Origin of the sequence: Rummeliibacillus sp. TYF-LIM-RU47 (assembly GCF_008638315.1) — a bacterium.
Taxonomy (GTDB): Bacteria; Bacillota; Bacilli; order Bacillales_A; family Planococcaceae; genus Rummeliibacillus; species Rummeliibacillus stabekisii.
In genome coordinates, this window is sequence record NZ_VVIR01000001.1 from 2,024,435 (window position 1) to 2,038,276 (window position 13,842).

Genomic DNA, 13,842 nt, shown 5'->3' on the forward strand with positions numbered 1-13,842 from the left:
TCCCCTCAATTCCCCTTTGTGCTTTTTTGTTTTCACTCACTTTCCGTCAGGCTTAGTGTTAATCATTCTTATTTCCATATCTTCTCACACGTAGAAGGGCTTGCTCTGCATGTCCTGCAAAGTTCTCTAACTGACAAAGACGCGCTGCATATTCTCCAATATAAGCACTTGCCTCTTGTGTTACTTTTTGATAGGTAACAGTCTTAATGAATTTTCCTACCCATAAGCCACCTGTATAACGAGCAGCACCTTTAGTCGGTAATGTATGATTAGTACCAATTACTTTGTCGCCATAAGCAACGTTTGTCTCTGGTCCTAAGAACAAGCAACCATAGTTCGTCATATTTTCAAGGAAGTAATTTGGATCTTCAGTTAATATCTCTACATGCTCAAAAGCAAGACGATCTGCTTCAATTCTAGCTTCCTCAATAGAATCTACTAGAAGAATTTGACCGTAATCTTCCCAAGATACACGCGCAACATCAGCAGTAGGCAATGTTTTCAATTGACGTTCAATTTCTTTAACAGTTTCTTCAGCTAATACTTCAGAAGTTGTAATAAGCGCTCCAGGAGAAGTAGGCCCATGCTCACCTTGTCCTAAAAGGTCCGTTGCTATCATCTCCGCATCAGCAGTATGGTCAGCAACCACTAATGTTTCTGTTGGACCCGCAAATAAGTCAATCCCTACACGACCATACAACTGTCTTTTTGCTTCAGCAACGAAAGCATTCCCCGGTCCAACAATCATGTCTACCGATTGGATCGTTTCTGTACCAATTGCCATTGCTGCCATTGCTTGAATACCTCCTAGAAGGTAGATCTCATCAGCACCTGCTAAAGACATCGCTGCAATGGTAGCATGCGGGATTTCCCCGTTAATAGGTGGCGTACATGCAATTACACGTTTTACACCTGCTACTTTAGCTGTTAAAACACTCATATGTGCTGATGCAACCATTGGGTAGCGACCACCAGGTATGTAACATCCAACGCTGTTAACTGGAATATTTTTGTGACCCAAAATTACACCCGGGATATTTTCTACTTCCACATCATGTAAAGAAGCTAATTGTGCTTCTGCAAATTCACGGATATTTTTTTGAGCAAATTTAATATCCTCAATTACATCACTAGGAACTTTGGAAACGATTTCATTTATTTGTTCATCAGTTAAACGAAACGATTCAGGAGTCCACTTATCGAATTTTTCCGATAGTTCAAAAACTGCTTGATCTCCTCGATTTTCTATATCTTGAATGGCTTCCGATACAATTTGAGATACCTTTGAGTCATTTATGATTACTTCTTCTTTTGATTTTCCTTCTTTCAGTACTTTAACCATTTTTATATCCCCTTTTGTTTAAAATTCATTTCTGCATACGTATGCAGAAAATATATAAGTAAGATTATTCTAAAAACAAATGGTTGTCAACAAGTATTTATTTTTACTAGTTTACCTTCACGCTTTAAGCCATAATAAAAGCATCCTTCTATTCTCATAAGACCCTCACACAAAACGTTGTATGAAGCCTTTCAAATAGCAAGATGCTTAAGTAAAAAATACTTTTTACAATCTTCTAGTATTAAGTTGTTTTTCGTAAAATAAGAGATCCATCAATTTCGAGATTTTTAGCTTCACCTGAATATTCTTCTAGTTCATTAAGCAAGTATTTTACAGTCTCTTCTACCATTTCTGTAATTGGTTGCTCCCATGTCGTTAGATTGTATGTAGGCCAAGCTGCCATCTCAATATTATCAAAACCGATCACTTTCGTTTCATTTGGAATAGCAATTTGATGATCCTTTAATGCATCTACTACCCCTAATGCCATAATGTCATTGGCTACAAAAAACGCATCTGGCAATTGCTTTTCTTCAATAATTTCACAGGCTATGTTATACCCGCCTTCATACGTATAATCAGAACTGTACTTCTGATAGTGTACTTTACTTCCCTGTAACATAGCACTAAATCCTTTTTCACGTTCTCTACTTGTAGATGTATTTTCATTCCCTGAAATATAAATCATTTTTGTACAACCTATACTTAAAAGATATTCAGCAATCCTTTTACTTGCCTCATAGTTGTTGCAGCATACTGAATAAAATTTATTATTATCTATTTTTCGATTAAATAGTACTAAAGGTATTTGATACTTGATGAAATCTTCTGTAACCGACAAAGAAAGAGAGGCATCGGTAATAACTACACCCGCCACGTTATAATTAAATAATATTTCAATATCTTCTTTTTGAATTTCATCATTATTGGTATAAACAAATAGTACACTGTAGCCATGTTTTTTTAGGGAAGTTGTAAATAATTTCAACACTTGCGGGTAGAAAGGATTTTGAACGCCTTTCATCACTAATCCAATTATTTTGGATTGGTTTGTAATCAAACTTCGTGCAAATTCATTTGGTCTATAGCCAAGCTCTTCTGCTGCTGCTAAAACCTTTTCTTTAGTTTTTGCAGATACTGACGCACCTTCAAAATAAACTCTTGATACTGAAGATTGTGAAACACCAGCCAATTTTGCTACATCCTTGGCAGTAACTCCTTGTTTCATGATGAACATAACCTCTTTCAATCCAAATTTCATCTCACCAAATTAGCGTAAGCTGAATATCTCTCTTGCACTGACCCATCGAAAAACTATTCTCATAAACAAACTACCTTAGAAGTTGGGTGGAAAGCAAGACCTAAATAATCTATTTACATACAGTTTTTAGGGAAGTGGTAATTTCCCTCATATGCTGAAGATATTTAATCAGTGTTGGGTGGCTCGCACTATCATACCTTACTAGCTATCCATGAAAAAATATGTACTTTCAGAAGCAGGATGATTCTATTTTATTAAATAAGTAATATTCCTCCCTCTTATCTCCTTTTAACTTAACAATATACTTCTAAAAAACGTACATATCAAATTCAATTTCACAGTCAACATCGGATAAAAATTTTAGAATCTTTTTATTTAAACAAATTCCTGGTGCTTCTTCATTTGTAATATTGATAACTACTGAAATTTTAATATCCGCATTATTTTCTTCTTTAATTTTAATTATTCATTTTCTTTCCCTCTAAAAATAGCCATGACTTTCTCTATTTCTTCCACAACATAAAAAGTTTCCTTGTATCCAGTATCTATTTCCCAACAATCCTCTTTGTAAAATACTTTTGGATTACTTGTAGGCTCTCCTTTATGATAACTAAGTGTTGGAGTTATATTTAAATCCTTTGAGATTTTTTCTATATTAATTGATTCTCCAAATATAGCAAACTCTACCGAAACATGTGTCTTTTCCAATCTAATTTCCCCCTTGAGTTTTCTAATTTAATTTTCATAAGTATCTATAGGCGTACATTTCCATTCCTCTGCTTGGGGTTCAATTCAATATCACCACTTCGACTTGAAAGAACTTCATAAGCGTGATTCTTCAAAATTTATCTCAATCTTTGAGGAACTTCTCGATGAATGAATCAGTGTAAAAGTATTTATAAAAGCTCCTTTCCCTTTCGAATTCTGTCTTATTTTTTAAAAACAAAAATACTTCAAACCGATTTATATCAAGGTTTGAAGCATCTTCTTATTGGTTCAAAATTTTGCTATCTAACCCTTCGACGTCCCTCTATATTACATTAAAGCTGCAGTTCTTCAAACTTTCTTTCAAGGTAATAAAAACTACCCTAATTATTTTAAAAATGTATCACACATCCATTTATAAAATTTTTCCTTCTCTTCATACTGTGGATAATGCGCTGATTGCTCAAAAGTAATAAATTCTTTCTTGTTGGCTTCAATCATATTAAAATATTTTTTCGCCTCATTTGTTGTAGTCATATAATCATATTTGCCCATAATAAAATAAACCGGTAATTCAAGTTTCGTTACGTTAGTAGGTAATGATTTTTTTAATATGTCCTCTAACAAAGACTTCTGAGAATAGGCCAACCCCCGATTATAACGGATTAGGTCTAATAAGTTATACTCACTACTGAGTAATATACCCAAGTTATCTCCATCGGGGTTATCAATGACTCTTACACTCCCGCCATATTTAATAACATAATTCCGTGGGGTAAACATCTCGCCATTTTTAATTTTTTCAGTTAACCCTTGTAAATATAAAACATCATCCTTATTACCAGCTTTTTGAGCCTGCTTAATAATGTAGTTTAAACTTTCAATCTCGCTTTCTACTTGATTACTCATTTGTCCAACTCCAATATATGCTTCATACTTCTCAGGAGACTTATGAGCAGCCTGCATGCCAATATATGTACCATAAGAATGACCAATTAGTATTACTTTTTCTTTGCCTAACCGTTCTGATATATAATCCGTCAAAGCCATTAAGTCCTTCACCAGTATGTCTGACGAAAGATTAGAATAGTCCTCAAAAAAATGATAAGATTTTCCACTTGCTCGCTGATCGTAATTAACTACCGTAAATTTAGTTTCCAGTAAGTCTTGGTATTTTTCTGCATATGGTATTTCCGAGCATCCAGGTCCTCCATGTACAAAAATAATAACAGGATTATCCTTATCAGTACCACGTATCATTATTTCATGATTACTTCCATTTATCCCTACTTGTTCTAATGCACTAATACTGTTATCACCTTTTATATGCGAAGTCCAAGTAGGGCAAAAAAGTGCTATGATTAACCCTATTAAAATAATGGCTCCAGTATATTTTATTAGCTTCTTTCCGATTTTCATCTGTTCTTCCCTTTCTTCACATTTTTTTGTAAGTTGAATTGTCGAATCTTTATTTTCTTTTTTTACGTCTTCTCTAACTTCATCCAGAATGCATACCGTATTGATATGAGCATGCTTTTGACCTCTATTATTAATTTCATTTCCAGACGTGTTGATTAACTTATTTTTATCATTAATATAAAAATAGGAAGATGATTTTCCTAATAAACATGCTTGTTTCATTTCATATTTCTACTCTACAGATAAAAGGTCATATACTGTAGTGTCAATAAGTCATTAATAAGTCATTAATAAGTCATAACTATTTTGAGGGAATGACTAATTATGACGATTGGCTATAATCTATTAGGGATTCACGTAAGATTTTTTGAATGATGGACTTCCTTATGAATTGCCTTTGAAGTTTACAGTTAATTGCAATAAAAAAAGAGTGAAGACAAAGTTAATTTCACTTTGTCCACACTCTCTTACTTCAATGTTTATAATCTTCTATAAGACTCTCTTCCATTGCTTTCATAATAGCCGAAGATCTGTTTTTAACATTTAATTTCGAATAAATGTTAGAGACATAATTTTTCACAGTTCCTACTGAAAGAAACATCTTTTCTGAAATGTCTTTATTGGATAATCTCTGAGTTAAACATTTTAATACTTTTAATTCCTGATTATTTAATTCATATGGGTTTTTCATAGAATTATGGTCAAGTTGTTTCGATTGTTCGTTTTTAGTTAATTGGATCTGACTAAACACTTCTTTTGCTAATTGTTGAGGAATGAGAGAACCTCCGTGATACACCATCTTAATTCCCTGAACCAAAAATTCAGGATCAACAGCCTTTAATATGTAACCCTCTGCACCAGCATTTAAGGCATTTAAAACGTGTGTAACATCTTGAAAAGTAGTAAGTATAATAATTTTTATATTGGGCCATCGTTTTTTAATTTCTTCTGTCGCTTTTCCACCATCCATCACCGGCATTTGTATATCCATTAGAAGAATATCAATATTCTCCATTTCACATAAAGCAATGGCCTTCTCTCCATTTTCCGCAGTTCCAATAATCTTAATGTCAGAAATGCTTTCTATCACAATTTTTAAGCTCTTTCTTAAAATCTCTTGATCTTCGACGATTGCCGCTTTTATCATGATAATGCCACTTCCTTTGCCGTAGGTATATGACACGTTATCCTCATACCAGCATTCAATTTCGAATAAAATTCCACTGTACCTGCCAATGCCGATATTCGATCTTTCATTGAACGTAAGCCAAACCCTAAATGTAATTCACTAAAACCTATTCCATTATCTTCAATGAGAACAATCAATTCATCTTGATTAAAAGAAATAGTTACATTAATAATGGTAGCCTGCCCATGTTTTTTTGCATTTGTAAGACCTTCTTGTATACAACGAATAATGGCAAACTTTACCCTTTCGCCGACTTTGGTCGCTTCTCCTTCTACTATCAGTTTTATATCCGTTGATGTATGTTTCATAAAATCAACAATCAATTCTTGCACAGATTCAATAAGTGTTTGATGAGACACGGGGGACATCTGGTGAATTGTCTTTCTCACATCTTGCAATCCTTCTCGTGCTAAATCCGAAATCTCTTTTATACTTTTTTCTGCTTCTAATTTATCTGCCCGATATAGAAAAGGAAGAGCATCTAAACTCGTTATGACTGAGGTGAAAATATGGCCTACTGTATCATGCAAATCTTGTGAAACTCGATTTCGTTCTTCCTTAATCGTCAGTTCCTCAATCTTTTTTGAGTAATATTCCAACTCCTCGTTTTTTTCCTCAATGGAAGCAATTAACGTTTTATTTGCGTTATTGACAAGTGTCATCCTTCCTAAACATAACCCGATACCATAAAAAATAGTTGTATCAATGACGCGAGCAAAGAAACCCTCATCAGCGAAGAGATCACCAGCCAATGTACCAGCAAAAAAAATAGAAGTATATAAGAAAGGTCCTAACCAAATTAACGGCTTCACTTGACAAGCATAAGCTACAGTAAGCATAGGCCAGAATAGAAAACTGTAAGTCTCTGATATTTCATATTGGATCGATAGGTAAATAAAAGCTGAACCTGTTAGCAATACCTCAGCAAATACATACTTAGGAAATTTTATAAACCCAGGCCTATAAAAGAGGTGGGGTATTATGTATAAACTAATAGCCCAAAAAAGTAAAATCCACTTGTTCAAGCCTGTCGTACCTATGACTATCAAGTAGCCAATATTCGTTATCCATATGGTACGAATAAGAAATAGAACATAGTCCAACCAACACCATTTTCTCTGCTCCTTAATTGCATTCATACTTTTATATCCCCCAACCTCTGCGTCTATACCATTATTCCTAAAATCCCTTGCCATTCTCATTCATATATTTGTATGTTATGTTACCTCCAAGAGAGAAGCCTGTATAGCTTTTCTTTAAAATCCCAGACATGATTGCATCTTTTAGTATGTACTTCAATTTAAAATTTTACCTAAATTTTAACACAAATTCATTAATTTATTCTAAGGCGTTATTCAATTAAATGGCCCGATTGTTAAACAAAAGTTAAACCAGCAATAAAAATATTAAAGCAGCAAATTCTGAAAGTGAAAAAACATCCAAAACGTAAATCAGTTAGTTTTCCATTCAGAAAACTCTCTACCGTACTTAAAAGTTGGGAAATCTTTTTCATTTTATTGCTATTCTTCCTTAGCATTCTACTTACTTCTTCACAATTTCTTAGTATTCTTTTTATTATTTCGGTCTTTTCTCTGACATTTGTAAATTTCATATTGGTTACCTTACTATCTAATCGTGTTTAGTTTGTAATATCTTTCGAATTAGGAGGAAGTAAATTATTGCTGCACATCCTATACACAAAAAACCACTCACTAATAAAACAAACAAATGAATTTTTCCACCTATGGTTGGAGAATTATAAATTAAATAACTAAGGAAAAATAATCCTCCACTTAAAATGAATAAATAAGATGAAAACCATTTATGCCTTTCTCTTAAGAAATAATATCCAATTAGAATAAGCAAATATAAACTGCTTATTGTCATAATAACTGGATAAGTGGGTTGGTATTTTATAGCATAAATAAAATAGTCTAATTGTGATATATCGCTACCTCTATGTACTTCTCCATGTAATAATTGAGAGAATGGGGTTGAATACTTCCATTCCCAGGGATTTTCAATAATTGCGCTACCCTCATACCATGCAACAATAGTAGACAAAAATAATAAGATAATGGTCATACCAAACTGAATGAAAAATCTTAGCAAATAAAATCACCCTTCAATATCCTTTTTATATAGTTTTCGTCACATTTGATTTTCTTTACTTCTTCCTCTAACTATTTCGTTAGAGAAAAAAAGAATTGAACTTAAGTTATATTGACTTTTAATCTAGCACTTACTATTAATAAGGTATGATGACACCTACACTCACATGATTTACCGAATCTTTTTTAATTAACGGCAACAAATCTTGGACCTTTCCTGTTACAATGACACCACTAACCAAAACAGCGCCTTTTTGTCGGATTGATTTTAAAACTGGTTTTACATGAGTATCTTTTTCATCTTCTTTAGACAAATTTGATAATCTCACCCTGAAGTTTTCTACGTCTTTTTCTAACCCTTCGATCCCTTTTTTAGGAGCTGTAATTGTAAAACCATATGCGTAGTCACCTATTACATACCTAGGCATTATTGATATATCTGCATCCGGGTTTTGAACCCACGCCCATTGTGCAGTTGGAAATTGATTTATCATTTGATGGGTACTCATTTCTTCCTTAAATGAAATAGCTAATTCCACAATGTTTGATAATGGTAAAGACTTTAGAAATCCCCTGTCATCCTCTGTCTTTTTCCCGCCGGGTAGATAAAAATTAACCACTCTTTGTCCATTTCGATAATATTGTTGCTCATTATTTGAAGATGCTGTTATTTCATTATTATAAATAGTTGTTGGAGAATCGTAGATTTTAAACCAAGTTTGTTCGTTATACCATGTGTACGAAATTCCAGCAACATCTTTTACATATTGGTCTTGATTAATAGAAGAATCTAAATTATAACTAGTTGTAGATTTATCATAACCTATATTCGCACCATAAACTTCGCTTTGGTCCCTTTTCACTGAAAGATATTCCGACATTGAACGCTGCATTTGATAATGCGCAATAATAAAAATAAACCCTATAACTAATAAGACACCTATCGTAACTATTGTGGATATAATAATTGTCTTCTTTAATGATTTCCTTTTAGCTTTTTTTATAAGTGGTTGGAACCCATCATTCTTATTAAAAATAGAATCTTTATCCAAAACGTTGAACCTCCTCCATCACTTTTCTAACTTTCTTTTTTGCTCTGACTAACATTGTTTTAATTGATTTATCTGTAGTACCATAAATAATAGCTATATCCTTTAAGGTCAATTCTCCACAATATTTGAGGAGCAAAAGTTCCGCATCTTTTTGTGGTATTTTACCTAGACACTCTGACAGCATTGTATGTAATTCATTTTTTATCATTATATCCTCTGGTGTTGTCCAATCTAATAAATCTTCTATCTTAACGGAATTCACATATTTATCTTTATACTTACGCTTCCTTAAGCTATCGTAATATTTATTGATTGCAACTCTGAAAAGCCACGCATCAATATAATCTCCCTGGATTGTATCCAAATATTGGACAAACTGAATAGCAGTTTCCTGAATAATATCTTCCGCATCCTCTTTGATAGCCCCCCATTTTAATTAAAAGAAAATATACAGCTTTCAATTTTTTATTTATGTACATTCCTAATTGTTCATCCATAACCACCCTCCTAAATAATTAACGAATGAGTTTCTAAAAAGTAAACAATAAATAAAACAGATTCACAAAAAAGATAGCCTTCTTTTAAGACTATCCTATAACCTGCCATATTAAAAACTCTATATCATTCATCTAATAACCCCTAGTCAGCAAATAGCATAAAGAAAGATGAATCTGATTCAATACTTAAGTAGAAAGTATATATGACCGCATTATCTGTATTGGAGGGTGTAGTCAATAATCCAAGTAGGAAAACTAAACGGTTAATAAAAGACCTCAAGCTGGGGTCAAATAATTATTTTAGTTCAGATGTTTTTTCACCAGAGAGAATTTCGAAGAGTTCTGCTGACTCATTCTTGTCTAAGTGAGCGTATTTACTTTCAGCGTCAATTACAAGTTCTACCTTATCTTTATTTGGCCTTATCCAAAGTTCATACAATACAGCTTTTGCTTCTATTTTAGGATTTTTATATTGAAAGGCAAATTTGTAATCAGCAGGTTGCATATCTACTTTTACATTTTCCCCATCAATGTTATTTAATATCTCTCTCACTTTTTGTACTTGCTCACTATTGTTGATTTTTTTAAATTCTTCATAATTATTTTCATCACCAATACGCTTTTGAACCACGAGATTTTGTTCTTCGTTTTTTATTAGATTTGTACAACCCGATATGAAAATTAAAAGGATTCCTATAAAAACAATTAAAAACTTAAAATTTTTCAAGGCAATATCCCCTTTTATATAATTAAAAGTTATTTTTTTGTAAAAGACCCAATTTTACCCTTCTAATTATATCATATCTATCGAAAGCAACAATCTTTTAAAATACAGCCTAAATTAAAAAGCCCCGAATTATTAGGACTCCTCTTCAATATTCGCTTCTTGTATTGCTTCTAGCTCACGTTTAGCGCGACTGTACGGTACTCTATCCTCTAGCGCACCCGATATTCGAGACTTATTGGCAAGCTGGTCGAGTTTATTTGCGTCATGGTTTCCTTAATCGGATTTTGCGTGTAATGTTGCTTGCTTGAGTTTTGGGAAGAAGTACGCGCATATCATGAGAACCTAACCCCTTTGTTAATTCACGTGCCAATTCCATATCTTCTGCTGTAGTTTCTCGGGCAAGGTCTAACTTTTGATGTAGTTGCTGCTGTTGATAACGTGCGTTAGTTATTGTCAAAGTGTTATTTGTCTCCGTTAATGTCTTTTACGGATTTTAAGTCTAAGATCCGTAACAAACCATTATCAAAACAACGCTCTAGGAACGCTCTAAGCACTTTAAGCGTATTAATTTTATCTGTGGTTTTACAATCATCGACGCAAGCCAATCGTATATACCGTCAGCATTTATATCCTTCATGTACACTATGTCGGTCTTTTTTTAAAGTTATTCACATACATTTCATAATCGCTAATAGTGCGTGGTCTTAATCCGGCGACTTGCATTTGGTTGGCGACTATATTAAGCGCTTTTCAATCGTAAAATCTTTGCGATGATTTGGCTGTTTTTGTTCATCTTTGAAAATACCGTTTAAATCGGTAGCTACTCGTAAGCCAGTCCGCTTTTTAGACAGCAAAAAAACCTCCTGTCGATTAAGACCGGAAGTCGAGTGTTTACGGTTATTTGACCGTCACTTTGACCGATTGCTTAATCGCCAAGAGGCGTTGATATAACACGGTTTATCACCGTATTTAATTACGTCCCAGGAGAGATTCGAACTCCCGACCTAGAAAGTCTTAAAGATTTTTAACTGTATTGTTAATGTAATTCAATGACTACATGTATCGACTATTGACCGTACTAATTATTTCCTATTATAAGTGGTGATTTACAAATGTGCAACCATTTATACAGTTTTCTCACAAGTAATAATCAGTAACCCTTTTTGCGATTTATCTACGTTTAATACTTTCCATTTGTTGTCCATCACATTGAAGGTTGAATTAACTTTTAACTTGGCGCTATTATCCTTGTTATTCTGCACAGTTACGATAATTTGATTAATCCCTACCATTAACTGAACTCCATTAATAGCAAATGAACTATTCTCAATAATTGTATGGACTGTTATAGGCTTACCCTCTACTGTGACATAAATTTCATCACCATAACGGTCATACATAGGTTTTCCATTTTTGTCGAGCAACAATTCTTGTCTGGATTCCCCCGGATATTCAAGGGAATAATTACAATGACGTATTAATGCCTTATACTTATTTGTACGTTTAGTTACAGTTTCAGTTATAACAAGATACTTTTCATTTTCATATGTAATTAAATCACCTTGTTTCACCGCTGCTATTGTATGTATATATCTTTCCTCTTGCCTAGTCACGTTGGAATGAGTAATTAATACTTTACTTTCAACATCATTAACCTTTACTGTATCTCCAATTGAATCAATAAGAAACTCTATATCATTCATCAAATAACCCCCTAGTCAGCAAATAACATAAAGAACGAAGAATCAGGTTCAATGTTTTTAACATCATCTTTCAAATTATCAATTTTATTTTGTAATTGATCAATGCGAGCCATTAAGTTTTCATGGAACTGTGAAACCGTCATATCATCTATTACATAGTCTTTCATCATACTAGGGTTGTTTGCTACTGATTCCAATATAGATAATGCAGTCATATATACTTTTTTCTTATTTAAAAGTCCATTTGGTTGGTACATCTCTTTCGGAATCAAACCATTTTCAAATAAGTACACTTCCCATTCATAATCCTCAAGTGTGATTCCCTTAACTTCCATCTTGACACGTTCAATATTTAACATGTTATCATTCCTCTCCTATTTATTAACTAAACAAAAAAGCACCTAGTGGGTGCTTTCAGTTATATATTCAATCATCTTATCTATTTCTTTTTCAATCTGAGATATACATTTAAGAATTTGTGCATCTATCATTCCATATGTCTTTTCGTCAGAAACATTATCTTGAGATGGCAACCTACTAAACATTAAAATTTCCCTTAGATGCCTAATATCAAGATATGTTTCATAGTTAACGTTAATTGATTTTACTATTAAATTTTTAGAATCCAATATATTTTGTAATTCTCTCGCAGTTTTGTTGGATTTTATTTGGTCATCCTGATTACCTAAACTTTGTACAAGAAGGGACTTTAAACATTTCACTAAGTAATCGGCATCTTCAAACCTATTAGGAATCTTTTTAATTTCATCATACTTATTATTCTCAGAAATGGTCATTTTTACTCCAATTAAGGTTAACCCCCCTGAAATTACACCTCCGAGTATCGCTCCCACTAAACTGATACCTGCAATAAATGTATCGTTTTCTTTAATGAAATGCTGTGATATAAGTATCCATGTTAGAAGTAAGGTTAGTATTCCAACTATAACTATTAAACCCGCTATAACATCATCTTTTTTCATTCCAATTACTCCATGTTATAAGTATATTTATAGATAAACAAGCCCTAGAACTGAAATTTCATATCCATAATACTGAGATTATTCGACATGAAGTGAGGAATTTCCTTCTATTAATATAAAAACACCCTCAAATGAGGATGTTAATGTGTTAAAACTTATATTTACTTAATATTTCATTAAAAAGATTTCTAACGGTAAAAAATTCTTTGCCTAAATAACTATATTTATCATCACCAAGTTTATAAACAAAATTAGGTGTAGGATCTGCACTAGTTATCTTCTTAATATCTGATTCTAACTTTTGAATTTGTTTTCTGACATGCTCTATATCATCACTTGGATATGTTCCTATATATTCAAATTCATCATTATCATTTAAATTCCCCATAAATTCGCAAATAACACGAGTTTCATCCGTCTCTTCTATTTGGATAGTATAATAAAGATTATTTGAATAATCATTTGTATCTTTTTCTGTTAGTCTAAATGAAAATGAACCATCATTGGTATTTTCTAATGTCACAGAAATAGTTTTAGAATTTAAAGTAATAATTTTATTATTAATAGGATTGCTATCTAATATAAAATTATTTTCACTAAATATTTCTTTAAATTCCGTTTCTAATCTAAGTACAAGTTCTCCAATGGGTTCTTGGCTTGTTTCTCTATAAGTTTCAAAAAGTTTCTCACGTTCATAATAAAGTTCTTTTTCTTTTTCCTTTAATTGTTCTAACAACTCTATTCTATCTTCTTTTTCTTTTAGGTTACTGAAAAAATCCATAAAAACAACCTCCCCTTCTATCTACTATATTCGACACTAGGTCGAAATTTCCTTCTATTTGTTTTAGTAGCA

General features: G+C 32.7%; 17 protein-coding genes. All 17 read right to left on the reverse strand.

The features are described from left to right. Positions 1-58: 58 nt before the first annotated feature. Entirely contained in the window at positions 59-1,342 is a 1,284-nt protein-coding gene (hisD, locus tag F0527_RS10185; protein WP_150284731.1) for a histidinol dehydrogenase, read from the reverse strand. A 241-nt stretch (positions 1,343-1,583) separates the two neighbouring features. Next, the gene (locus F0527_RS10190; RefSeq protein WP_223823553.1) at positions 1,584-2,570 is read right to left on the reverse strand and encodes a LacI family DNA-binding transcriptional regulator; all 987 of its coding nucleotides are present in this window, start codon (positions 2,568-2,570) and stop codon (positions 1,584-1,586) included. A gap of 340 nt (positions 2,571-2,910) precedes the next feature. Then, entirely contained in the window at positions 2,911-3,069 is a 159-nt protein-coding gene (locus F0527_RS17435; protein WP_150284960.1) for a DUF4279 domain-containing protein, read from the reverse strand. Beyond that, entirely contained in the window at positions 3,066-3,311 is a 246-nt protein-coding gene (locus F0527_RS17330; protein ID WP_190323436.1) for a DUF4279 domain-containing protein, read from the reverse strand. The genes F0527_RS17435 and F0527_RS17330 overlap by 4 nt, the downstream gene beginning before the upstream one ends. A gap of 384 nt (positions 3,312-3,695) precedes the next feature. Then, positions 3,696-4,727 (reverse strand): alpha/beta hydrolase, encoded by a 1,032-nt coding sequence (locus tag F0527_RS10205; protein ID WP_150284961.1) that lies wholly within the window; start codon positions 4,725-4,727, stop codon positions 3,696-3,698. Between the two features lie 472 nt (positions 4,728-5,199). After that, the gene (locus F0527_RS10210; RefSeq protein ID WP_223823554.1) at positions 5,200-5,874 is read right to left on the reverse strand and encodes a response regulator transcription factor; all 675 of its coding nucleotides are present in this window, start codon (positions 5,872-5,874) and stop codon (positions 5,200-5,202) included. Continuing rightward, on the reverse strand, positions 5,871-7,055 hold the full coding sequence (locus tag F0527_RS10215; protein ID WP_190323437.1) for a sensor histidine kinase: 1,185 nt from the start codon (positions 7,053-7,055) through the stop codon (positions 5,871-5,873). Before F0527_RS10215 ends, F0527_RS10210 begins: the two co-directional genes overlap by 4 nt. 490 nt (positions 7,056-7,545) lie before the next feature. Then, entirely contained in the window at positions 7,546-8,028 is a 483-nt protein-coding gene (locus F0527_RS10220; RefSeq protein ID WP_223823555.1) for a YjdJ family protein, read from the reverse strand. 136 nt (positions 8,029-8,164) lie between these two features. Continuing rightward, on the reverse strand, positions 8,165-9,079 hold the full coding sequence (locus F0527_RS10225; protein ID WP_150284734.1) for an anti sigma factor C-terminal domain-containing protein: 915 nt from the start codon (positions 9,077-9,079) through the stop codon (positions 8,165-8,167). After that, a complete protein-coding gene (locus F0527_RS10230; protein WP_255476090.1) occupies positions 9,072-9,443 on the reverse strand; it encodes an RNA polymerase sigma factor in 372 nt (123 codons plus the stop codon). The genes F0527_RS10225 and F0527_RS10230 overlap by 8 nt, the downstream gene beginning before the upstream one ends. After that, the gene (locus F0527_RS17255; RefSeq protein WP_223823556.1) at positions 9,415-9,576 is read right to left on the reverse strand and encodes a hypothetical protein; all 162 of its coding nucleotides are present in this window, start codon (positions 9,574-9,576) and stop codon (positions 9,415-9,417) included. Before F0527_RS17255 ends, F0527_RS10230 begins: the two co-directional genes overlap by 29 nt. Positions 9,577-9,871: 295 nt before the next feature. After that, entirely contained in the window at positions 9,872-10,303 is a 432-nt protein-coding gene (locus F0527_RS10235; RefSeq protein WP_370454663.1) for a YhfM domain-containing protein, read from the reverse strand. Positions 10,304-10,565: 262 nt separating this feature from the next. After that, entirely contained in the window at positions 10,566-10,760 is a 195-nt protein-coding gene (locus F0527_RS10240) for a hypothetical protein (RefSeq protein ID WP_150284737.1), read from the reverse strand. Between the two features lie 667 nt (positions 10,761-11,427). After that, positions 11,428-12,006 carry a hypothetical protein gene (locus tag F0527_RS10245; protein ID WP_150284738.1) on the reverse strand — a complete coding sequence of 193 codons (579 nt, stop codon included), beginning with the start codon at positions 12,004-12,006 and terminating at the stop codon, positions 11,428-11,430. An 11-nt stretch (positions 12,007-12,017) separates the two neighbouring features. Next, positions 12,018-12,365, reverse strand: coding sequence for a hypothetical protein (locus F0527_RS10250; protein WP_150284739.1), 348 nt, complete (start codon positions 12,363-12,365; stop codon positions 12,018-12,020). A gap of 42 nt (positions 12,366-12,407) precedes the next feature. Beyond that, on the reverse strand, positions 12,408-12,989 hold the full coding sequence (locus tag F0527_RS10255; protein ID WP_150284740.1) for a hypothetical protein: 582 nt from the start codon (positions 12,987-12,989) through the stop codon (positions 12,408-12,410). A 148-nt stretch (positions 12,990-13,137) separates the two neighbouring features. Further along, a complete protein-coding gene (locus tag F0527_RS10260; RefSeq protein ID WP_150284741.1) occupies positions 13,138-13,770 on the reverse strand; it encodes an Ig domain-containing protein in 633 nt (210 codons plus the stop codon). Positions 13,771-13,842: the final 72 nt, after the last annotated feature.